Origin of the sequence: Neorhizobium descurainiae (assembly GCF_051400715.1) — a bacterium.
Classification (GTDB): domain Bacteria; phylum Pseudomonadota; class Alphaproteobacteria; order Rhizobiales; family Rhizobiaceae; genus Neorhizobium.
The window spans coordinates 65182-87821 of sequence record NZ_JBLFFK010000015.1 but is presented as its reverse complement, the minus strand read 5'-3'; the positions used below and the strand labels follow the sequence as shown (position 1 = coordinate 87821).

Genomic DNA, 22640 nt, shown 5'->3' with positions numbered 1-22640 from the left:
GCAGATGGCGCGTTCGCCGGGGAGGCCCTTTGGCTCGAATTCTCATCATCAATCCAAACAGTTCGGCTTCCGTCACGCGGTCGATGGAGACCTGCCTGGGGCCTGTGTTCGAGGCCACCCGGCACGACATAGCCTGCACGGAGCTCGCCAAGTCCCCGCCGGGCATCGAAACCGACGCGCATGTCGCCGAAGTCATTCCTCATCTGATCGAGCGGGTCGGCGAGGTTGATGCCGATGCGATCGTCGTCGCCTGCTTCTCCGATCCCGGCATCCGGCAGGTCCGCGAAGCCGCAAAAGTCCCGGTGGTCGGCATCGCCGAGGCCGCCTATCTCGCAGCGCTAGGCCTTGGAGAGAAGTTCGGCATCGTTTCGCTCGGCCAGTCGTCGATCGACCGGCACCTGCGCTATCTGAAGAGCCTGAAGATCGAGGAACGGCTGGCCGGCGACAGGTCGATCGACATGACGGTCGTCGAACTGATGGCCGGCAACGTGGTCGATACGATCGTGAAGACCGGCAGGCTGCTGCGCGACGAGGATGGCGCCGACGTCATCATTCTCGGATGTGCCGGGCTTGGCGGATATCGCGAAGCCCTCGAGGCGGAACTCGGCGTTCCGGTGGTCGATCCCGTTCAGGCGGGTGCGGCTCTCGCCTGCACCAATGTCGATCTCAAGTACCGAAAGAAAGCATCATGACTGCTGAACTTGTCATACGGGGAACGGTCGTTGTCCCCGACGGGCCAATCGAGCGCGGCTGGGTAGCCGTCAAGGACGGCAGGATTAGCGCGATCGGAAGGGGCGAAGCCCCTGACGCGGCCGAAAGTTTCGATTGCGGCGACAGCCTCGTGATCCCGGGCGTCGTCGATGGGCAGACCCACGCTGCCAGCTATGGCGGCCTGCCGGGCATTCGCTCGACGACGGCATCCGCCGTTGCCGGCGGCGTGACCACCATCGTCGACATGCCCTATGACAATCCGGCACCACTGAACACCGTGGAGAGGCTGGCGGACAAGGTCGCTGCCATCAAGGAACATGCCCACGCGGACGTCGCCCTTTATGGAACCGTCATGCCCGGACAGACCATGTCGGAGGTCGAGCCGCTGATCGACGGCGGTGTGGCCGCCTTCAAGATCTCGACGTTCGAAAGCAGCCCCACCCGTTTCCCGCGCATTGCCTCCGACCAGATCCTCGCCGTCTTCTCTGCCCTGTCGGAAAGCGTCATCCCGCTCGGCGTCCATAATGAGGATCAGGAAATCGTCCGCGCCTATATCGCGGCCGCAAAGGCGGCCGGCAAGGACGGTATCGAGGCGCATTCCGAAAGCCGCCCGCCCTCCGCGGAAATGGCGGCCACCGCACAGTTTCTCGAACTCGGCGCTGCGGCCGGTGCGCATGCCCATATCGTCCACCTGACAACCGCGCGCGGCTTCCAGCTCGTCGACAACTATCTCGCCGACGGCTTTCGGGCGACGGGCGAACTCTGCGTCCATTATCTCTGGTTCGACCCGAGCAAGGACGGCGCCGAACTCGGCGCCAAGATGAAGGTCAACCCGCCGATCCGGCCCGGCCAGATCGATGCGCTGTGGGAGGAAATCCTCGCCGGCCGGGTCGCCTTCGTCAGTTCGGACCATTCCTCATGGCCGATCGACAACAAGTTCACCCCCTCCATCTTCGATGCAGGCGCCGGCGTGCCGGGACTCGAAACCCTGCTACCCGCCTTCTATACGGCAGCCGAAAAACGGGGATTGGACCCCGCGGCGATTACCGTCGAGCAGCTTTGCGAACGGCCGGCCAAGTTCTTCGGTCTTTGGCCGCAAAAGGGTGCCATCCGCATCGGCGCCGACGCTGACCTTACGATCCTCTCGCCCGAGATATACACTTGGGATTCCTCCAAGGCGCATGATGAATTGAACTGGAGCCCTTTCGACGGCCGGGAATTCTCCGTCCGGGTCACGAGAACCTATCTCGGCGGCAAGCTCGCCTTCGACGGCAAGAATGTCGTCAACCGGCCGGGTTCGGGACGTTATGTCCGCCGCGGCATCTCCCACTGGTTCGAATAGAAAGCCCTCGCAATGCCGTTGATCCATTCGCACACCAAAGGCGTCTTCGTCATCGCCTGCACGCCCTTCAATGAAGACGGCTCCCTCGATACGCCGAGCGTCGGCCGCATGGTCGACTTTTATTACGACAAGGGCGCCGATGGCCTCACCATCCTCGGCATGATGGGCGAGGCGCCGAAACTGACCCAGGCGGAAGCGATCGAGGTCACGAAACTGACCTTGAAGCATTCCGGGGACCGGCCGGTCGTGGTCGGCGTCTCGGCAGCGGGCCTTGCCGCGATCGGAGAATTGACCAGGGCCGTCATGGATCTCGGCGCCGCCGGCATCATGGTCGCACCGCCGTCCTCGCTGAGGACCGACGACCAGATCGCCGCCTACTATCGCGATGTGGTCGAGACCGTCGGCACGGATGTCCCCATCGTGCTGCAGGATTTCCCGCTCTCGACCGGCGTCCAGATCCCCTCGAAGATATTAGGCATCATTTTCGAAGCGCATCCGAGCATCGTCATGCTCAAGCACGAAGACTGGCCGGGCCTGCAGAAGATCACCGATCTCCGCGAGGCCGAAGCCAAAGGCCGCCGCCGCACATCGATCCTCTGCGGCAACGCGGGCGTCTTCCTGACGGAAGAGATGCAGCGCGGCGCCGACGGCGCGATGACCGGCTTTGCCTATCCCGAAATGATGGTCGAGGTCGTCCGCCTCAGCAACGCCGGCAGGTTCGAGGACGCGCAGGACCTTTTCGACGCTTACCTGCCGCTGATGCGCTACGAACAACAGCCGGGCCTCGGCCTCGCCGTGCGCAAATACGTACTCGCCAAACGCGGGGCAATCGCCAGCGCAGTGCAGCGCCGTCCGGGTGCGGCACTGAATGCAACCGCGGTCCGGGAAGTCGAAAAACTCATCGAGCGACAGGAGCGTAAGCTCGCTCTTCTGAGGTAACGAATGACAGGTATTGTCTGGTACTCGGCATCAGCATCGTCCTCCGGTCAGTTTTTCGGAGGTGGTGTCCAGCCGAACGTCCTTTGGCAAAGGGTATGCGGTGCGGCATTATGGTGTGCTCTAGCTGTTTCGGGCCAAACTGCTGGCTTCGTTCAACAAATGAATAACGCCAGCGCTATGGCGCTTCATTGAAAGGTAGTGCGATGCCCAAGCGCTACGATCATCATTGAAACATGTTCTGGTTTAAGCGGACCGCCGGGTAACTGCGGTCCGCAGTCATGGATCAACGGCTGACCTCGTTCGCCGCTTGTTCGATGACCTCCGCCACCTTTTCCGGCTGCGAGGCGAAGACCGCATGGCTTGCCTTGATCTCGGTCACGTCGCTGCCGGCGCGCTTGGCCATGTCCCGCTCGAGGTCCGGATTGATCGAGCGGTCCTCGGTGGCGATGATCGACCAGCTCTTCTTCGCCTTCCATGCGGGTTCGCCGATCTTGGCCGAGAAAGCTTCCTTGGAGGCGAAGACCTGCGATTTCGCGAGGAATGCGGCCTCGTCCTTCGGCAGATCGGCGGCAAAGTCGTTCGGGAAGGCCACCGGGTCGATGTAGAGGTATTGGCCGTCCTTCGTCTCGCGGATGTTCATGCCGCCGGCGGGCTTCGAACTTGCCAGCCCGAGCAGGCTCTCGCCCTTGTCCGGCTGGAAGGCCGCGACATAGACGAGGCCCGCGACATGCGGGCTATGGCCCGCCTCGGTGATCACCATGCCGCCATAGCTGTGGCCGACGAGCAGGGTAGGGCCATCCTGCAGATCCAAAACCCGGTTGGTCATGGCGACGTCATCGGCGAGCGAGGTGATCGGCTGCTGGACGATCGTGACGTTGAAGCCTCGCTTTTCGAGGATTTCAGTCGCCTTGCGCCAGCCGGAGCCATCGGCCAGCGCGCCGTGCACGATGACGATGTTCTTCACGTCCGCGGCCTGGACCGCGAAGGCGATGACGCTGGTGGTGAATGCGAGTGCGAGGGTTGCGATATAACGGCGGTTCATGGGTTCAACTCCTATGGTTTGAGGGTGGTGTGAGGGAAGGGAAGTTCAGCCGAAGGTGAAGGCGTAGGCTTCGACGCCGGGGTCGAGGAAGCGGATATCGAAGTTCCGCGCCTCCACCTCGCCGGATTGGCGGACGAGCTGGTAGAGCCTGGTCGCGGTCACCGTGCCGTAGCCGTCCTGATCGGTATCGGCGCCGTGGTCTGCTCCGGGCGCCTTGCCGTCGATCGTCACCCGGAAGCGGACGGGCTTGCCGGAAGCGCCGGGCCCAAGGACCAGATGCAGGTCGCGGGCGCTGAAGCGGTAGGCGATGCCGCCATCCGCCTGGTCGAGGGTCGCCTGCTCGGCACCCACGGTCCAGGTGCCCGAGAGGCCCCATTCGTTGAGGTTAGGCTCCTCGACCGAGTATTCGCGGGGCGCATCGGCGCGCAGGGTTTCCCGCGAGGCGAAGTTGGTGGCGCGGCTGTAGCCGAGATAGGTTTCGGCCGAGCGGATATTCTTTACGTCGGGGCCTGCCTCCGCACCCTTCGCATCCGGCGTCACGGTCGAGCTTGCGGCCATCTCGCCGCCGGCCTCGCGCAGCAGATCCTGGATCGCCTGCTCGGTCTGGCGGTAGTTGCCCTCGCCGAATTGGTGGTAGCGGACCTGGCCCCTGGCATCGATCAGGTAGTGGGCCGGCCAGTAGCTGTTCTCGAAGGCGCGCCAGATCCTGTAGTCGTTGTCGATCGCCACCGGATAGCCGATCTGGAAGTCGCCGACCGCCTTTCTGACGTTGTCGATCTTCTTTTCGAAGGCGAATTCCGGGGCATGTACGCCGATTACCACAAGGCCCTGATCCTTGTACTTTTCGGCCCAGGCACGGACGTAAGGCACGGTGCGGATGCAGTTGATGCAGGAATAGGTCCAGAAATCGACGAGGACGACCTTGCCGCGCAGTTGCTCATTGGTCAGCGGTGGCGAGTTCAGCCATTCGACCGCGCCGGCGAGCGAGGGCGCGGGGCCTTCGACCGGCAGGTTGCTGCGGAACGGCCGTGCGATGTCGGCGGTCGCAACCATCGTGCCATTGCTGGCGACTTCCGATGGCGCGCCGGTGGCTTGATCGGCATGCAGCCGGTCGAGCACGGCCTGTTCGAAGGAAGCGGTGCTGGCATAGGAAAGCCGTGCCAGCAGGCCGGTATCCAGGCCGAGCGCGATGACCGCGACACCGGCAAGCACGGCGGTGCCGAGAGCCTGGCGGATGCGTTCGCTGACGCCGAGCGATCGCTTCATGCCGGCAAACACCTTGCCGCCGACCACTAGGGCTACGGCAAGCGAGGTTGCGGCGCCGGCGGCATAGGCGGCGAGCAGCAAGGTGGTCTGGAGGTTGGCACCTTGTAAAGCCGCGCCTGTCAGCACGAGGCCGAGGATCGGCCCAGCACACGGCGCCCAGAGCAGGCCGGTCGCGATGCCAAGGATAAGCGAACTTGCCGCGGTCGGTGCGGAACCGGGCTTGCCCGAGGCGCTCAGCAGCCGGTTGCCGAAATCGACGACCGGTTGGGTGATCGTAGCTGCCACGCGGGGAGAAAGCAGGCTGACGCCGAAGACGGCAAGGAGCAGGAGCGCCGCGAGGCGACCATATTCATTGGCGTGGATGGCCCAGCTTCCGCCGACCGCCGCAAGCGTCGCGACGAGCGCAAACGTGGCGGCCATGCCGATGAGCATGGGCAGCGTGCTGCGGGCAAACGGCTGCCCGGCGCGGGCAAAGACGAAGGGAAGGATCGGGAGGATACAGGGGCTGAGGATCGTCAGCGCGCCTCCGAGATAGGCAATGATAAGAAGCGTCATCATCGTTTCCTTTGAAACCGGGGTTCGGGCTCTGGACGGCGATGCGGCTCGGCCAGCGACGGGGCCAATCTGGTCGACCTGACGTATCCCGGATGTGTCCGGGTTCGGGGGGAATTGTATCGGAACGTATCCTGTCGGCCGGATGCTACATCCGCATTCAATAGAGGCGGCGCGGGACACATGAGGGATACATGCCGCCGGCTTTCTTCCGATCGTGGATCAACACGGATCGGAGAGAACCCATGTCCAACGAAATCAACCATCAGCGCCGCCGTTTCTTCGGCGTTGCCGCCATGACCGCCGCCGCCCTCGAATTCGGCGTCACCTCCCTGGCGAATGCGCGGCCGGCCGCGGCAGGGTCGAAAGCAGTTGCCAAGGCCGGTACGCACACCTCTTTCGAAGCGCTGAAGCAGATCGATGCCGGGGTGCTGAATATCGGCTATGCGGAGGCGGGTCCGGCGGACGGCCCGGCCGTCCTGCTGGTGCACGGCTGGCCTTACGACATCTACAGTTTCGTAGATGTCGCGCCGATCCTCGCATCGGCCGGATATCGCGTCATCATTCCCTATCTTCGCGGCTACGGCACGACGCGCTTCCTCTCCGAAGATACGCCGCGCAACGGCCAGCAGTCGGCGCTCGCCGCCGACATGATCGCGCTGATGGACGCACTCGGCATCGAGAAGGCGCTCGTTGCGGGCTACGATTGGGGCGCGCGTACCGTCAACATCATGGCGGCGCTATGGCCGGAGCGCTGCAGGGCAATGGTCTCGGTGAGCGGCTATCTGATCGGAAGCCAGGAGGCGAACAGGAAGCCGCTGCCGCCGGCGGCGGAGCTTTCCTGGTGGTACCAGTTCTATTTCGCCACCGAACGCGGCCGCCTCGGTTATGAAGCGAATACGCGCGAATTCGCCAAGCTGATCTGGCGGACGGCCTCTCCGACCTGGAATTTCGACGACGCGACCTTCGAGCGATCGGCTGCCGCCTTCGACAATCCGGATCATGTCGCGATCTCCATCCATAACTATCGCTGGCGGCTAGGGCTCGCGGAGGGCGAGGCGAAATATGACGCCTATGAAGAAAAGCTCGTGACGGGACCGGTCATCACCATCCCCACGATCACGATGGAGGGCGATGCGAACGGTGCGCCGCATCCCGATCCGGCTGCCTATGCCGGGAAGTTTTCCGGGAAATACGAACATCGCACCATCGACGGCGGTATCGGCCACAACCTGCCGCAGGAAGCGCCGCAGGCTTTTGCCCAGGCGGTTCTCGACGTCGCAAAATTCTAGGAGGTCATCGGCTGCCGCGAGGACATTTCTCCGCTTCGCGGCAGTCCCTTCCAAGGGTAAGAAGAGCGGAGTGCGCCGCGATATGAAGCGAGGATTTGAAGACCGTCCATGGAGCATGTCGACCACATCCTGATCGTCGATGACGACCGCGAGATCCGCGAGCTGCTGTCGTCCTACTTGAAGAAGAACGGCTTGCGGACGTCGGTGGCCGCCGATGGCCGCCAGATGCGCAGCTTCCTGGAAGCCAACGCCGTCGATCTGATCGTCCTCGACGTGATGATGCCGGGCGACGACGGGCTGGTGCTCTGCCGCGAACTGCGCGCCGGCAAGCACAAGGCGATCCCGATCCTCATGCTGACGGCCCGCAGCGACGAGATGGACCGCATCATCGGCCTCGAAATGGGCGCCGACGACTATCTCGCCAAGCCCTTCGCCGCGCGCGAACTGCTCGCACGCGTCAAGGCCGTGCTGCGCCGGACGCGCATGTTGCCGCCCAACCTGCAGATCAGCGAGGCCGGACAGGTGCTGGCTTTCGGAGATTGGCGGCTCGACACCGTCGGCCGCCATCTCCTCAACGGGCAAGGCACGGAGATCGCGCTGAGCGGCGCCGAATACCGACTGTTGCGGGTGTTCATCGATCACCCGCAACGCGTCCTCAACCGTGATCAGCTGCTGAACCTCACCCAGGGCCGTGACGCCGACCTGTTCGACCGCTCGATCGACCTTCTCGTCAGCCGGCTGCGCCAGCGGCTCGGCGACGATGCGCGCGAACCGACCTATATCAAGACAGTGCGGGCGGAGGGCTATGTCTTCTCCGTGCCAGTCGAGATTTCGGAGCCCAGGACATGACCGGGAGCATCACCGGCGGGGCAAGGGACAGCAGCACGTCCGGCCGTGGCTGGTGGCCGAGCACGCTTCGCGCCCGGCTTTTCCTCATCCTGTTCGCCGGGCTGGCGATCGCCTATGGGCTCTCCTTCAGCATCCTCTTCCTCGAACGCTACATGTCGGCCAAGGCCGTCATGCTCGGTACATTGGAGAGCGATCTCGCCACCTCGATCGCCGTCATCGACCGGCTGCCGGCCAACGAGCGGCCGGATTGGCTGGATCGCCTGAGCCGCGGCAACTACCGTCTCGTGCTGGGGCCGGGATTGCCCGGCGTGCCGGATATGTCGGGCCGCGGCGCCGAGATCGCGGAGCGGGTCCAGGAGGCCGCCGGGCGCAGGTTCCCCTTGCGCATCGAGTCCATTCCCGGCGACGGAAAGCGGCTGCAGGCTCATCTGACGCTTTCGGACGGCTCGCCGCTGACGATCGACGTCACGCCGAGGGGCGTGATGCCGATCGCCGAATGGCTGCCCTGGGTTCTGGCGGTGCAAATGGGTCTGCTGGTTCTTTTCACCCTTTTCGCCGTCCGCCAGGTGATACGCCCGCTCGGAGAACTCGCGGCGGCGGCCGAGGCGCTCGATCCGAACAGGAAGGGCTCCCCGATGAGCGAGGCCGGCCCCACCGAGGTCGCCCACGCGGCGCGGGCCTTCAATGCCATGCGCGAACGCATCGCCCATTATCTCGAGGAGCGGGTGCAGATCCTCGCGGCGATTTCGCACGACCTTCAGACACCCATTACAAGGATGAGGCTGCGCGCGGACATGGCGGAGGACTCACCCGAGAAGGACAAGCTCGTCAGCGATCTTGCCGAGATCGAGCGGCTGGTGCAGGACGGCATCGCCTACGCCCGCAGTTCGCATAGCAGCGGCGAAAAGACCTCCCGCATCGACCTTTCCTCCTTCATCGACAGCATCGCCTATGATTATCAGGATATGGGAAAAGCGGTCGCGGTTTCGGGTATCGTGCAGGGCACGGCCTCGACCAAGCCGCATGCGCTTCGCCGCATCCTCACGAACTTCATCGACAATGCCCTGAAGTTTGCCGGCAGCGCCGAGATTAAGGTCGACCGAAGAGAGGACGGCAGCATCGCCATTTCCGTGCTGGATCGCGGGCCCGGCATTCCGGAGGACATGCTGGATGCGGCGATGCAGCCCTTCTTCCGCCTGGAGCAATCCCGCAACCGCGAGACCGGCGGCACCGGGCTCGGGCTTGCGATCGCCCAGCAACTCGCCGGAACCATCGGCGGTTCGATCAGGCTCTACAATCGCTCCGGCGGGGGCCTTGCGGCGGAAGTCACCTTTCGCTGAGGAAATCCGGGTGCCATCTGTATGGGAACGTTTCCCGCCCGCCTATAGCTACGCTCCGATACATTTCGGATGCTTTGAGAAACATCCCGGATACGTCGGTCCTTCAAACCACTCCCCGTCAGCGGATGTCGCCGTGAGCGGCAGAACAAAGGAGTGTTCCATGACGAAGATCGAAAAGGTCCTCTACACCGGCAAGACCCACACGACCGGCGGACGCGACGGCTTTGCGCGCAGCGACGATGCCGAACTCGACGTGAAGCTGTCTCCCCCGGGCAGCGCTCAGCCCGGCACCAATCCCGAACAGCTCTTCGCGGCCGGCTGGTCGGCCTGCTTCATCGGCGCGATGGGGCTTGCCGCGGGCAAGCGCAAGCTCAGGCTCCCCGCCGACACCGCAGTCGACGCGGAAGTCGATCTCGGCACAACGGACGGCGCCTATTTCCTGCAGGCACGCCTGCATGTCAGCCTTCCGGGCCTCGATCCGGAACTCGCCCGGACGCTTGTCGAGGAAGCCCACCAGACCTGCCCCTATTCGAAGGCGACGCGCGGCAACATCGAGGTCGAGCTGAATGTCGCGTGACCTTCATTCCTCATCCAAGGAGGCTCCGATGAAGCGCATCATCATTGTCGGCATGCTGGCGATCGCTATTTTTGCGGCGCCTTGCGCTTATGATGCATTCTCGCCGGAACCGTCGCCACTCGCAGGTCTCGTCGCGATGTCGGCGATTTCCCGCAATTTACAGCAATAACCACGGCCGCTCCGCTTTGCGGAAAATGCTTCCGCAAAGCGGTATGATGTTGAATTAGGCGCTCTTGCCGATAGCCGCCTCATTCAGCTTTCTCATGCTTTGTCGCTAGGAATGGAGTTCACGGCAAGCCTGATTGAACTTGAAGCGGTTGCCGCGGTTTGCCTATGTCGGCGCGCATTCCGTGGCGCCGCACATCGCCGCCGGTCGGCTTATGGCGGTGCTGGAAGACTGGTGTCCAGCCTATCCCGGGCTTTATCTCTACTTTTCTCAACGCAGGCACATGCCGGCTAAACTGCGCGCCTTTGTCGATCTCATCAGCGAACAAAGGACGAGAATGACGTCGACCGACGGAGGCCCGGTTCTTGATCGTTGATTCTGCAGAGCGGCTGGGGCGCAGGATTAGCAATATCCCGAGGTTGACCCCAGAATGGCATTCCGCATCGACAGCGGTTCGGAGCTGGCAATATTGCTTGAATCCGCCGTTAGGCGCTCTCGTTCGGATACGAGTAAGAGCTGTCCGATACACCACGACCTTCGCAGTTTCAAACTACGCCATCACACGAAAAAGTCCAATTTGAAGGCTCGAAGCGAACTGGCCTCAGGGCGCTGCTCGTAGCAATAACACTTCCCCGTTCTGTCCCCGTCGATAGCTTGGCTAGAGCCTATTCAGGACTCGCAATGGCAACCGTTGCCCTGAATACGGGTCCGCCGAGCGTAAGTTGCCGCCCGCTATGTTGTGATCGATTTCGCTCAAATTGGCACTCGGTAGAGTCAATTTGCCAAAAATATTTGTTTCAATGGACAAACTCGCCAAATTTGTCACAGCCTTGTCACTCATCGGCGATAGATATCGCTCGCAGATGAGCGATATACGTCATTTCGGTGACAAAGGAGCCAGGCCATTGCTGACACAGGCGGAAGATCGTCAGGCAAAGATTGTCGAGCTGTTGAGCGAGCAGAATTTTCTCGACTTGCGTACGCTGACAGAGCGCTTTGACGTTTCGGTAGCGACAATCCGTCGTGACCTCGGCGATCTGGAGAGCGCCGGATTGCTCCGCCGCACGCACGGCGGCGCCGTGAGTATAAATCAGGTCGCGCAGGACAAGACGAATGCGGCCCGTTCCGTCTTGAACCAGGAGGAGAAGGCCGCCATCGCGGCCGTCGTATCGGGGATGATTGTCGACGGGGACACGGTGATTCTCGACGCCGGCACGACGGCGTTGGAAGTCGCGAAGAAACTGGCTGGACGCAAGAACCTTACAGTTATTTCGAACGGCCTTGATATCGTTGCCGAATTGACGCGTGAAGAAGGGCGCAGCATCTACTCGGTCGGAGGAGAATATACGGGAACGAACCGATCCTTCCGTGGGCCGCTGGCCGAGCAGTTCATCCGTCAGTTCAATGTCGACAAGCTGGTCCTCAATGCAGCGTCGATCGATGTCGATCGCGGATTGGTATGCACCGTCGAGCCCGTGAACGCGAGCATCGCCCGGGCCATGATGGAAGTGTCGCGGCGGGTCATCGTCGTCGCTGACCATTCAAAATTCACGAAATCCAGCATGTCGGTCGTCGCGAAGATCGAGGACGTCGGCGTCATCGTCACCGATAACGGCTCGAAATCCATCATCGACGCAGCCCCTGAAAAGCTGCGCAAGAAGTTCGTCATCGCGAACTGACCCGTTCACCTTTCCATCAACAGCATCTTCCAGGCAGGAGACAACAGATGCTCAAGACCAACCGCAGAAAGTTCATCATCGGCGCAGGTGTCGCGGCGCTGGCATCGACGACCAGCTTGAAGTTCGCCTTCGCGCAGGACCGGCGCGCATTGAGGATCGGCGTGAACGGCGTGCCCGCGTCGCTTGAACCAATCAATGCCATCAGCAATGTCGGCCCGCGTATCGTCAATCAGATCTTCGACACGCTGATCACCCGCGACTGGTTCGCCAATGGCGCTCCGGGCAACAGTATCGAGTTGGTGCCGCAGCTCGCCGAAAGCTGGGAACGGCTCGACGACAAATCGGTGCGGTTCAAGCTGCGCCAGAACGTCAAGTTTCATGACGGCGTCGAACTGACGGCCGACGATGTCGCCTACACTTTCTCGTCCGAGCGCCTTTGGGGCGACGAAGCCATCAAGACGGTTCCGAACGGCCGCAACTTTTCGCCGGACTGGGAAGAGCCTCTGGTCGAAGACAAGTACACAGTCGTACTGCGCACCAAGACTCCGTCCTTCCTGATCGAACGGTTCCTCGCCTCCTGGCTCGGCCGCATCGTCCCGAAGGAATATTACAAGAGCCTCGGCGCCGTCGCCTTCGGCAACAAGCCCGTCGGCACCGGCCCCTACAAGTTCGTCGAATTCGTCGCAAATGACCGCGTCGTTCTGGAAGCCAACGACGCCTACTGGGGCGAAAAGCCGACCGCGTCGAAAATCACCTACCAAGTGGTGGCCGAGCCCGCGACCCGCGTGGCCGGCCTCATCAGCGGCGAATACGACATCATCACGACCCTGACGCCCGACGACATGGCGCTGATCGACAGCTATTCGGACATCGAAACCCGCGGCACGCTGATCGAGAACTTCCACATGTTCACCTTCAACATGAACAAGCCGATGTTCAAGTCGAAGACCCTGCGCCGTGCGCTGGCACTCGCCGTCAACCGCCCGCTGATGGTCGAATCCCTTTGGAAGGGCAAGGCGTCCATCCCCGCCGGCCTGAATTTCCCGCACATGGGCAAGACCTTCGATCCCAATCGCCGGGCAATGGAATACAATGTCGAGGAAGCCAAGCGCCTGGTCAAGGAAAGCGGCTACGACGGCACGCCGATCACCTATCACACGATGGGCAACTACTACGCCAACGCCATTCCGGCGCTGATGATGATGATCGAGATGTGGAAGGAAATCGGCGTCACCGTCGAGCCGAAGATCTACGCGCCGGGCGCAAACCCCAAGGACGATGACGTCATGATGCGCAACTGGTCGAACGGCATGTCGCTGACGGACGCCTACACGACCATGGTTTCGGAATTCGGCCCCGGCCGCGGCGTCCAGAAACGCTGGGGCTGGCAAGCGCCGGCGGAATTCAACGAACTGTGCGTGAAGGTAGCCCAGCTTCCTGACGGTATGGAACGCTTCGATGCCTTCAACCGTCTGCGCGACATCTTCGAGGAAGAAGCGCCGGCCGTCATTCTCTATCAGCCGTTCGACGTCTACGCCGCGCGCAAGGACGTCAACTGGAAGCCGATCAGCTTCGAGATGATGGAGTTCCGCAACAACCTCAGCTTCTCATAACCACAAACCAGCGCATTGGCGGTGCGCATTCGTGCGCATCGCCCCTGGGAGAAAGCCATGCCAAGGCTATTGACCGTTCGCGACCTCGTCGTCGAGGTTCCGGCGCGAAACATGAAAATCATTGACGGCATCAGCTTCTCGCTGAAGGCCGGACAGACGCTCGGGCTGGTGGGTGAATCCGGCTGCGGCAAGAGCATGACCTGCTATGCCGTCGCCAACATGCTCCCGCGTGGCATAGTGCGCACCGGCGGCAGCATCGAGTTCGAACGCGACCCGACCAGATCCGGCAAGGCCGCCGATCCGACCATCGCGATGATCTTCCAGGATCCGACCAGCAGCCTCAATCCGGTACATACGATCGGTTACTATCTGGAATCCGCCCTCTATCGCCATCAGGGACTGCGGGGCAATGACGCCCGGCTCGAGGCGATGAGACTTCTGGAACGTGTCGGCATCGACCGCGCCAAGAGCCGGCTGCGCGCCTATCCGCATCAGTTTTCCGGCGGCATGAACCAGCGCGTGATGATCGCTCATGCCCTTGCGGCAAAGCCCCAGCTGCTGATCGCCGACGAGCCGACCACCGCGCTCGACGTCACCATGCAGGCCCAGATCCTGCGTCTGCTCGAGGAGCTGAAGGCCGAGACCGGCATGGCCCTGATGATCGTCTCCCACGATCTCGGCGTCATCGCCCGCCTGGCCGACCGTGCCGCCGTGATGTATTGCGGCAAGATCGTCGAGACGGCGCCCGTGGCGGAACTTCTGCAGCGTCCCGCTCACCCTTACGCCCGGGCGCTGATCGACTGCATGCCCAGCATCGATCCCTCCGAAATCGAGCCTCCGATCCCTATCCCCGGATCCGTGCCGCTTCTCGACAGCCTTCCGCAGGGGTGCCATTTCCATCCGCGCTGCTCGCGCGCGAGCAGCGAATGTTCCGCCCGCTATCCAGTTCCGGCCTATATCGACCTCGTTCACGAGGCCGCCTGTTTCCATCCGGTGGTGCCATGAACACGCCCCTGCTTCAAACCCGTGATCTGACGAAGGCCTACCGTCACAAGACCGGCTTCTTTGCCAATCCGACCAGCCAGCTTGCGGCCAATTCGATCAGTTTCGAACTCGCACCGCGGGAGCGCATAGGTGTCGTCGGCGAGTCGGGCAGCGGCAAGTCGACCCTGGGTCGTCTTCTTCTCGGGCTGACGACACCGACAGGAGGCGACGTATGGTTCGACGGGGTGAACCACAAGGACCGCAGCGCAAGGGACTGGACAGCATTCCGCAAGCGGACCGCCCTGGTGCAGCAGAACCCGCTTTCAGCCCTCAATCCGCAGATGACCATCGGAGAACAGGTCGCCGAGGGACTGCTGGTCCATCACGTCGCCGGCCGGGCGGAAGCCTATGAACGCAGCGCCGCCATGCTGGAGCGCGTCGGCCTGTCCAGCGCAATGATGACCCGATATCCGCATCAGATGTCGGGTGGCCAGCGGCAGCGCGTGATCATCGCCCGCGCCCTGATTCTCGACCCCGGACTGGTCGTTTTCGACGAGGCGGTATCCGCCCTCGACGTATCCGTTCAGGCCCAGGTTGTCGCGCTCTTGCGCTCGCTGTGGCAGGAACGCGATCTCGCTTATGTATTCATCACGCACGACCTGCGGATCGTGCGCCATCTCGTCGATCGCATCGCCGTAATGTATCTCGGCCGCATCGTCGAGACCGGCGACATCAGGTCGGTCTACGAACAGCCGCGGCATCCCTATACACGCGCGCTGCTGGCTTCCGTACCATCAATGGACCCGACGATCCGCAATATCGAGCCACCGATCAAAGGGGAGCTCGATGCCGCGAAAGTGTCGTATGGCTGTGCCTTCCGCTCCCGCTGTCCCTACGCCATTCAGAGATGTGCCAGCGAAACACCGGTGCTTCGAACCGTCGATGGGCAACAGGCGGCGTGTCACCGGGCCGAGGAGTTGGCCCGATCGGTCGCTTCGCAGACGGATGTGGCGCAACGGAAGGAAATGGCATCATGACGGGGTTCATCCTTGCTCGAGCGTTGCGAGCGCTCGCGGTGCTTGTCTTCACAGTCACGCTGGTCTTCATCATCCTGCGCCTGAGCGGTGATCCCGCCCAGCAGATGCTCTCGGACAACGCAAGCCCCGAGGCGCTGGCGGCGTTCAATGCAAAATGGGCGCTGGATCGGTCGATCCCCGAACAGTACCTTTTCTATGTCGCCAACGTCCTTCGCGGCGATTTCGGCGTCTCCTTCGCGGATGGCCGGGAAGTCTTCACGGTCGTCAGCGAAAGGATCCCGAAGACGCTCGCGCTGACGGTGCCCGCGTTTGTCCTGAGCCTGCTGATCGGCATACCGGCGGGGATCCTTGCGGCAGTGCGCCGTGAATCCGCCATCGACAAGGGCGTGATGGCGGGCGCCGTCCTCGGCTACAGCATTCCAAACTTCCTGCTCGGCCTCGTCTTCATCTTCGCGTTCGCGGTCTGGTTCAGGATGCTGCCAAGTTCCGGCAGTTCGACCTGGCGGCATGCGATCCTGCCGGTGGCCACCTTCGCGCTGTTCAACGCGGCCGCCGTCGCCCGCTTCATGCGATCGACCCTGATCGACGTGCTGGGCCAGCCCTATATCGCCGCCGCCCGTGCCGACGGCGTGCCGAACTGGGAGATCATCCTGCGCCATGCACTGCCGAATGCGGCAATCCCGATGGTGACGACGCTTGGCTTCGTCGCCGGCGGGCTGCTCGGCGGCGCTGTGCTGGTCGAGCCCGTCTTTGCCTGGCCCGGCCTCGGGAGCGGCTTCGTCAACGCGACCAGCACCGGCGATCTCCCTGTCGCGCAGGCGATGATCGTGCTGTTCACGGCCTTCATGGTCGTCATCAACCTGGCCGTCGATGTTCTCTATGTCGTCCTCAATCCGAAAATCAGGAAGAATTGACATGACGGTCGTGACCTCATCCCGTCCGATCAGGAGCTCGACATGGGCTCCGCTCCGCCGCATGCCAGCCAGCATCGGCCTGTGCTGCCTGTGGATCGGCATCGTTGTCGTCATCGGCATCACGGCGCGATGGATATCGCCCTTCGACTATCTCGATCAGGATCCGCTGGCCCGTTTCGCGCGCCCCGTCGGGTCGGCCAGCCACATACTGGGCTCCGACTATCTCGGCCGCGATGTGCTGAGCAACCTGCTGATAGCCACCCAGACCACGCTGATGATCGCGCTCGTTGGATCCATCATCTGCGCATTGATCGGTACCACGCTCGGCCTGCTTGCCGCACATTTCGGCGGTTGGCTCGACAATATCATCATGGGCTTCGCCGATGCCATGGCATCGGTGCCTTTCATCATCATCGCGCTCGGCGTGCTCGCCATGTTCGGTTCCAGCCCGCTTCTGTTCGTCTTCCTCGTCGGCTTCCAGAACTGGGAACGCTATGCGCGACTGACGCGCGGCCTCGTCCTCAGCGCGCGGGAAGAGGGCTATGCGGAAGCCGCCCGTGTTATTGGCGTCCCGCCGAGGCGCATCTACCTGCGCCATATGCTGCCGAACATCGCCGGCCCGCTCATCGTGCAATTCACCGTGAACTTCCCCGAAATCATTCTGCTGGAAAGCGGCCTGAGCTTCCTCGGCCTCGGCATCCAGCCACCGGCGACGAGCCTGGGATTGATGGTCGCCGATGGTCGGAACTATCTGGCGATCGCCTGGTGGCTCGCCGCCTTCCCGGGCGTCGTCATCGTCCTCACAACCCTCTCCATCAGCCTGCTCGGCGACTATCTGCGTGATCGTTTCGACGCGCGCCTTCGTTAAAACAAAGGAAAAAGAATGAATCCGCTCAGAATGACCATCGAGACGATCCGCCTTGGCGGTCACCGTGGCCACAGCGCCGGCGCGCCTGAAAACACACTCGCCGCCTTTCGCAAGGCTTTCGAGCATGGCGGCCCTCTCGTCACTTGCGAAACCGATCTCAGCATGACGAGCGATGGCGAACTGGTGCTGATGCACGACAAGACCGTCGACCGCACCACCAACGGTCGCGGCATCGTTCAGAACATGAGCTATTCGGAATTGTCCAAGCTCGACGCCGGCAGCTGGTTCAGCGAAGAATTTGCCGGTGAACGCGTGCCGTTGTTGCGGGACGCCCTTCAGCTCGCCCGCGAACTCGGCATTGTCTATCAGCTCGAACTCAAGATCTACGACCGCAACGAGGTAATCATCCCGAAGCTGAGCGCGATGATCAGCGAGTTGGGCTGCCCCGACCTGCTGCAATTCTCCTCCTTCGACTTCGTCCAGTTGAAGGCGGTGAAGGCTGCAATCCCGGAAGTGCCTACCGTCGGACTGATGCATTCCCGTCTGATCGACCCTGCCGCACTCGCCCGCCAGGCCGATCTCGACGCGATGAATGTCGAGGTCTATCACTTCGCCAGCGGAGAGGCGCGCCAGCTTCACGACGAAGGCTTCGCAGTCTTCACCTATCTGCCGGGCGGCTATCACGAGAAGCTGATGCAATATGGTGTCGATGTCGAATCCCAGATTGTCCAATGGGTTCGGGAGGGCCAACTGGACCAGCTCATGGGTGATGATGTCGCGCAGATGGCAAGGCTCAAGGAGCGTGCCCGTGGCTGACATGCATGCCACTGCTTTGGCGTCTCGTCCGTTCGAGGTCACCGTCGAAGACATCGCAAGGCAGGCCGGGAAACTGGCTTTGGCCCACTTTCGTTCGCTGGCAGACCTGCCGGTCGAGACGAAGGGACACCTCGACCTCGTGACCGAGGCGGACCGGCAGGTCGAGAGGCTCCTCATCGACCGGCTCAGGCAGGCTTTTCCCGAGGACGGCATATTCGGGGAGGAGGGTGGCGATATCCCCGGCAGGTCCGGACGCATCTGGGTCATCGATCCGATCGACGGGACGTTCAACTTTGTCCGCGGCGGCCAGAACTGGGCTGTGTCGATCGGTCTTTACGAGAACCGCCGGCCGGTATTCGGCGTGATCCATGCACCCGCCCGCGACCTGATGATTACGGGCGGGACGATGATTTTGGCCCAGCTCAACGGCAAGCCGATCAAGCCGCTTCCGGCACTCGACATGTCGCGGGCATCGACGGGCTTCAGCTTCCATCCCACGGTGTCGACGGCCGAGCGGCTCGAAGCCGTTCGCTTCATCTCGGAGGACCTCGGCATCAGTTTCCGGTTTTGCGGCGCCGCCACCATCTCGCTGGTCGAGGTCATGCTCGGCGAGACCGATGGCTACCTCTCCATCGGCGATTCGACCTGGGATGTGATGGCAGCGCTGCCGATACTCGCAAGTCTCGGTGTTTCGCACACCATCGATTGGGATCGAACGGAGCTTTCCCAGAAGCTGCGCTTCGCCTGCGGCAGTGAGGCGTTTCTCGACAGGGTAAGACCGCTGCTGCAGACCTTGTCGCTCGCCACCTGACCGCAGCCAGGCGGCTGATCAGCGATGGATGGGATCGATCCAGCGGACCTCTTCCGGCTTTTCGACCGGTTCGATATCGAGATTGACGACAACCGGTTCCTGGCCCGAGCGCACCAGGACGCATTCGAGGGTTTCATCGCGGCTGGCATTGATCTCCTGGTGAGGAACGTAGGGCGGTACGTAAATGAAATCACCCGGACCGGCTTCGGCGGTGTATTCCAGGTTTTCGCCCCAGCGCATGCGGGCCTTGCCTTTCACCACGTAGATGATGCTTTCCAGATCGCCGTGGTGATGGGCGCCCGTCTTGGCATTGGCATGAATCGTGACGGTGCCCGCCCAGATCTTTTCCGCGCCAGCGCGGGCCTTGCTGACGGCGGACGCCCGGTTCATGCCGGGCGTCTGGGCCGTGTTCGGATCGAGCGAATCGCCGGGGATGACCTTCACCCCGTTGTCGCGCCAATGGTCGGCATGCTGGTGATGATCGTCGTCGTGGTGATGGCCGTGATGGATATGGTCGTGGGTCACTTTGTTCTCGTCTGCTTGAGGCGTCTCTGGGTTTGGATCACGCGGCGGCGCGCTTGGCGAGCTTGCGGACCGCGTCGATGACGTCGCCGGGTTCTGTGCGGACCAGCCAGTCGGGGCTAACATCGGCAAAGCGCACCCGGCCGGTTTCATCGATAACGATCGTTGCCGGCATCGGCAGTTCCCATGTGCCCGTGCCGGTCACCTCGCCTATCGGCGAGCCGCTGGCGATCGATGACTGCTTCGATGGCTCGTCGAAAGAGTAGAGGATGCCGAAGCGGCGACCAAGCGCATTGTCCTTGTCGCTGGCGATCAGGAAATCGAGCTTGTGGCGATCCTTGATCTCGGCCAGCCGTTCCGGCACCTGCGGGCTGACGCCGACCAGCGTCGCGCCGAGCTTCGCCAGCTGCGGGGCGAGATGCTGATTGTAATAGGGCAGGGCGATATTGCATGCCGGGCATCCGGCAAAGCGGAAGAATATCAGGACAAGCGGGCCTTTCTGCAAAAGCGCGTCGCCTGTCAGCCGGTCGCCGCCGACTTCGTTCAATTCGAAGGGCTCGACCGCATCGCCTGCCTTGACGAAGCCGCCGCGGTTGCTCGTCTCCACCAGAAGGCGGCGCTGGTCGACATTGATCTTCAGCTTGTCGGGCGCCATCGTCTCCGCCCGTTTGGCCTGAAAGTCGGCAAGCGTCTTGTTCAGGGAATCCTTTGCCGTCACTTCGTTTCTCCTTCGTTTGCTTGTCACAATCGGATGAAGTTTAGCCCTCATCAAAGCGCTGTCGCCAGCGATACGGTTTCGAAGCGACCTTCCAAAACAGCAGTATTTTCCACCAAACACCGTCAATGCGACGCGTCTTTTCCTTTAGTCCATTAAATCAATAGATAATATAAATTATGAATGCGGGAGACCGCGAAGCTTTCGCTCCGGTCTGAATTGTCAGGGGAATGGAATGTCTCGTCCAAAGCTGGTGGGCCTTGCCGGAAGCTTCAGCCGGCCATCGAGATCTCCTGCCCTTGTTGAGACTGCCGCAGCGCTCGCGGTTCGTTTTGCGGAGACCGCGGCGGTTTATGATGAAAGCGCCGCCTTTCCCTCTGAGAATATACGGCTGCTGCATGAGGCCGGTCTTGTCGCGCTGACGGCGCCGGTCGAATTCGGCGGGGGCGGGGCCGGCTTTGCGGAGGCTGCGGAGGTAATCCGCACCATTGCCCGTGGCGAGCCTTCGACGGCGCTGATCATGATCATGCAGTACATCAACCTTGCAACCATTCCGACAGGCCGCTGGCCCGGGCATCTGGTCCGCAAGGTTCTGTCCGATGCGGTCGAGAACGGCGCGCTCATCAATGCCTTTCGTGTGGAGCCGGAGCTCGGCACGCCGGTGCGTGGCGGGCTGCCGGCGACGACGGCGCGGCGGACTGAGAAGGGATGGTCCATCAGCGGCCGCAAGATCTATTCCACCGGCGCTGAAGGCCTGACCTATGCAATCGTCTGGGCGCGGACCGACGAGGAACAGCCGCGGGTCGGCGGTTTCCTGGTGCCGCTGGATACACCGGGTTTCACCATTGAAAAGACCTGGAACCCGCTCGGCATGCGGGCGACCGGCAGCCATGACGCGGTGTTCGACAATGTCGCGGTACCGCTCGACCATGCCGTCGATATTCGCCTGCCCGAAGAGTGGGGCAGCCGCGGTGAAGGGCAGGCGGCCTGGTTCGGCATCCTTCCCGGCGCGCTCTACACCGGCATTGCCGAGGCGGCGCGAGACTGGCTGGTGGGCTTCCTCAAGAACCGGGTGCCGACCAATCTCGGCGCGCCGCTCGCCACCGTGCCGCGCATCCAGCAGGCCGTCGGCGAGATCGAGGAACTGATCGCCGTCAACTGCCGTCTCATCGCTTCGGCGACGCGCGATGTCGACGAGAACGCGCCCTTCAGCCAATCGGAAGCCGGCCTCATCAAGGTCGTCACCACCGAAAACGCCATCGCCGCGGTCGAGAAGGCCCTCAAGCTGACCGGCAATCACGGCGTTTCCCGCAACAATCCGCTCGAGCGCCATCATCGCGACGTGCTCTGCGGCCGCATTCACAGCCCGCAGGAAGATACGGTGCGCCTCGGTGCAGGCCGTCTTGCCCTCGGCATCTGACAACCGAACGGAGGATAGCATGCCTGTCGAATTCATCGGCTATATCGGAAATCACAATGCGTCCGAAACGATCGCCCGCAAGGGGCCGATCATCAACCTCGATCATATCGCGGCGGCGGCGGCGATCCATGAGAACGGCGGCTTCGACCGCGTGCTCTTCGCCTTCAATTCGACCTCGCCGGAAAGCATCCTAATCGCCCAGCATGTCGCGAGCCGGACGCGCAAGCTGAAGCTGATGATCGCCCATCGGCCCGGTTTCACCGCCCCGACGCTGGCCGCCCGCCAGTTGGCGACGCTCGATCATCTGACCGGCGGCCGTGTGGCGGTGCACATCATCACCGGCGGCAACGACCAGGAACTGGCGCAGGACGGCGATCACCTGACCAAGGACGAGCGCTATGCCCGCACCAGCGAATATCTCGATATCGTCCGCCAGGAATGGACGAGCGACAAGCCCTTCGACTATGCCGGCACGTATTACCAGGTCGAACAGGCCTTCGCCAATGTGAAGCCGCAGGGGCCGGACGGCATCCCGGTCTATTTCGGCGGCTCCTCGGAAGCGGCCTTCTCAGTCGCCGGCAAGCACGCCGATATCTACGCGCTCTGGGGAGAGACCTATGAGCAGGTCTCCGAGACCGTCCACAAGGTGCGCACGATCGCCGCGCAATACGGCCGCTCGCCGCGCTTCAGTCTCTCGCTCCGCCCGATCCTTGCCGACACCGAAGAAGCGGCCTGGGAAAAGGCGGCCGGCTTCCTCGAACGGGCCAAGGCGCTGCGCAACGATCCCGGCGCGGAAAAGCTCATCGACATCCGCCGCCGCGCCGGCAGCAATCCGCCGAACGAGGGTTCGAAGCGACTGCTTGCCGCCGCCGCCCGCGGCGCGCGTCTCGACAAGCGCTTGTGGACGGAAATGGCCGCGCTGACGGGCGCAGGCGGCAACTCCACCTCGCTGGTCGGCACACCGGACCAGGTGGCCGAGGCGCTGCTTGATTATTACGACCTCGGCATCACGACCTTTCTCATCCGCGGTTTCGATCCGCTGGAGGATGCATTCCACTATGGCCGCGATCTCATCCCGCGCGTGCGGGAACTCATCGCGGAGCGCGATGCGCAGGGCGCCGTGCAGGCGGCCGAATAGAGATTTCACCAATCTGCGGCGGCCCCGGGAAGGCATCCGCAGTCTCT

General features: G+C 62.6%; 22 protein-coding genes and 1 pseudogene. 19 read left to right on the top strand and 4 right to left on the bottom strand.

Features of this window, described 5'->3' with window-relative positions; genetic code table 11:
• Positions 1-29: 29 nt before the first annotated feature.
• From ACMGE0_RS22695 to ACMGE0_RS22685, 3 genes are read left to right on the top strand one after another with little or no spacing between them, the layout of a single operon-like run.
• Positions 30-692 carry an aspartate/glutamate racemase family protein gene (locus ACMGE0_RS22695; protein ID WP_436818159.1) on the top strand — a complete coding sequence of 221 codons (663 nt, stop codon included), beginning with the start codon at positions 30-32 and terminating at the stop codon, positions 690-692.
• Positions 689-2053: a dihydroorotase gene (locus ACMGE0_RS22690; RefSeq protein WP_436818158.1), complete on the top strand. Its 1365-nt coding sequence runs from the start codon at positions 689-691 to the stop codon at positions 2051-2053. The genes ACMGE0_RS22695 and ACMGE0_RS22690 overlap by 4 nt, the downstream gene beginning before the upstream one ends.
• A gap of 12 nt (positions 2054-2065) precedes the next feature.
• Positions 2066-2992 (top strand): dihydrodipicolinate synthase family protein, encoded by a 927-nt coding sequence (locus ACMGE0_RS22685; protein WP_436818157.1) that lies wholly within the window; start codon positions 2066-2068, stop codon positions 2990-2992.
• A gap of 283 nt (positions 2993-3275) precedes the next feature.
• Here the strand turns inward: ACMGE0_RS22685 and ACMGE0_RS22680 are convergent, their stop codons facing one another.
• Positions 3276-4034, bottom strand: a complete 759-nt coding sequence (locus ACMGE0_RS22680; protein WP_436818156.1) for an alpha/beta fold hydrolase — start codon at positions 4032-4034, stop codon at positions 3276-3278.
• A gap of 45 nt (positions 4035-4079) precedes the next feature.
• On the bottom strand, positions 4080-5855 hold the full coding sequence (locus tag ACMGE0_RS22675) for a cytochrome c biogenesis protein DipZ (protein WP_436818155.1): 1776 nt from the start codon (positions 5853-5855) through the stop codon (positions 4080-4082).
• A 242-nt stretch (positions 5856-6097) separates the two neighbouring features.
• Here ACMGE0_RS22675 and ACMGE0_RS22670 point away from each other — a divergent pair, with 242 nt between their 5' ends.
• The 14 genes and pseudogenes from ACMGE0_RS22670 to ACMGE0_RS22605 all read left to right on the top strand — a co-directional run bounded on the left by ACMGE0_RS22670 (position 6098) and on the right by ACMGE0_RS22605 (position 18798).
• The gene (locus ACMGE0_RS22670; protein ID WP_436818154.1) at positions 6098-7144 is read left to right on the top strand and encodes an alpha/beta fold hydrolase; all 1047 of its coding nucleotides are present in this window, start codon (positions 6098-6100) and stop codon (positions 7142-7144) included.
• A gap of 108 nt (positions 7145-7252) precedes the next feature.
• Positions 7253-7993: a response regulator gene (locus ACMGE0_RS22665; protein ID WP_436818153.1), complete on the top strand. Its 741-nt coding sequence runs from the start codon at positions 7253-7255 to the stop codon at positions 7991-7993.
• Entirely contained in the window at positions 7990-9333 is a 1344-nt protein-coding gene (locus ACMGE0_RS22660; RefSeq protein WP_436818152.1) for a sensor histidine kinase, read from the top strand. Before ACMGE0_RS22665 ends, ACMGE0_RS22660 begins: the two co-directional genes overlap by 4 nt.
• 160 nt (positions 9334-9493) lie before the next feature.
• The gene (locus ACMGE0_RS22655) at positions 9494-9910 is read left to right on the top strand and encodes an organic hydroperoxide resistance protein (protein ID WP_436818151.1); all 417 of its coding nucleotides are present in this window, start codon (positions 9494-9496) and stop codon (positions 9908-9910) included.
• A gap of 28 nt (positions 9911-9938) precedes the next feature.
• Positions 9939-10079, top strand: coding sequence for a hypothetical protein (locus ACMGE0_RS22650; protein WP_436818150.1), 141 nt, complete (start codon positions 9939-9941; stop codon positions 10077-10079).
• Positions 10080-10239: 160 nt separating this feature from the next.
• Positions 10240-10452: pseudogene (locus ACMGE0_RS22645) on the top strand (LysR substrate-binding domain-containing protein); the annotation flags it as partial.
• Positions 10453-10939: 487 nt separating this feature from the next.
• Entirely contained in the window at positions 10940-11755 is an 816-nt protein-coding gene (locus tag ACMGE0_RS22640) for a DeoR/GlpR family DNA-binding transcription regulator (RefSeq protein ID WP_436818238.1), read from the top strand.
• Between the two features lie 47 nt (positions 11756-11802).
• Positions 11803-13368 carry an ABC transporter substrate-binding protein gene (locus ACMGE0_RS22635; RefSeq protein WP_436818149.1) on the top strand — a complete coding sequence of 522 codons (1566 nt, stop codon included), beginning with the start codon at positions 11803-11805 and terminating at the stop codon, positions 13366-13368.
• Between the two features lie 57 nt (positions 13369-13425).
• Positions 13426-14373, top strand: a complete 948-nt coding sequence (locus tag ACMGE0_RS22630; RefSeq protein ID WP_436818148.1) for an ABC transporter ATP-binding protein — start codon at positions 13426-13428, stop codon at positions 14371-14373.
• Positions 14370-15389 (top strand): oligopeptide/dipeptide ABC transporter ATP-binding protein, encoded by a 1020-nt coding sequence (locus ACMGE0_RS22625; RefSeq protein ID WP_436818147.1) that lies wholly within the window; start codon positions 14370-14372, stop codon positions 15387-15389. The genes ACMGE0_RS22630 and ACMGE0_RS22625 overlap by 4 nt, the downstream gene beginning before the upstream one ends.
• Positions 15386-16303 carry an ABC transporter permease gene (locus ACMGE0_RS22620; RefSeq protein WP_436818146.1) on the top strand — a complete coding sequence of 306 codons (918 nt, stop codon included), beginning with the start codon at positions 15386-15388 and terminating at the stop codon, positions 16301-16303. The genes ACMGE0_RS22625 and ACMGE0_RS22620 overlap by 4 nt, the downstream gene beginning before the upstream one ends.
• Position 16304: 1 nt before the next feature.
• Positions 16305-17171, top strand: a complete 867-nt coding sequence (locus ACMGE0_RS22615) for an ABC transporter permease (RefSeq protein ID WP_436818145.1) — start codon at positions 16305-16307, stop codon at positions 17169-17171.
• A gap of 15 nt (positions 17172-17186) precedes the next feature.
• Positions 17187-17987 carry a glycerophosphodiester phosphodiesterase gene (locus tag ACMGE0_RS22610; RefSeq protein WP_436818144.1) on the top strand — a complete coding sequence of 267 codons (801 nt, stop codon included), beginning with the start codon at positions 17187-17189 and terminating at the stop codon, positions 17985-17987.
• Between the two features lies 1 nt (position 17988).
• On the top strand, positions 17989-18798 hold the full coding sequence (locus tag ACMGE0_RS22605) for an inositol monophosphatase family protein (RefSeq protein ID WP_436818237.1): 810 nt from the start codon (positions 17989-17991) through the stop codon (positions 18796-18798).
• Positions 18799-18816: 18 nt separating this feature from the next.
• Here the strand turns inward: ACMGE0_RS22605 and ACMGE0_RS22600 are convergent, their stop codons facing one another.
• Positions 18817-19308, bottom strand: a complete 492-nt coding sequence (locus ACMGE0_RS22600; RefSeq protein WP_436818236.1) for a cupin domain-containing protein — start codon at positions 19306-19308, stop codon at positions 18817-18819.
• Positions 19309-19360: 52 nt separating this feature from the next.
• Positions 19361-20038: a peroxiredoxin-like family protein gene (locus ACMGE0_RS22595; RefSeq protein ID WP_436818143.1), complete on the bottom strand. Its 678-nt coding sequence runs from the start codon at positions 20036-20038 to the stop codon at positions 19361-19363.
• A gap of 232 nt (positions 20039-20270) precedes the next feature.
• Here ACMGE0_RS22595 and ACMGE0_RS22590 point away from each other — a divergent pair, with 232 nt between their 5' ends.
• Positions 20271-21455: an acyl-CoA dehydrogenase family protein gene (locus tag ACMGE0_RS22590; RefSeq protein WP_436818142.1), complete on the top strand. Its 1185-nt coding sequence runs from the start codon at positions 20271-20273 to the stop codon at positions 21453-21455.
• Positions 21456-21474: 19 nt separating this feature from the next.
• Positions 21475-22593: an LLM class flavin-dependent oxidoreductase gene (locus ACMGE0_RS22585; protein ID WP_436818141.1), complete on the top strand. Its 1119-nt coding sequence runs from the start codon at positions 21475-21477 to the stop codon at positions 22591-22593.
• Positions 22594-22640 lie beyond the last annotated feature (47 nt).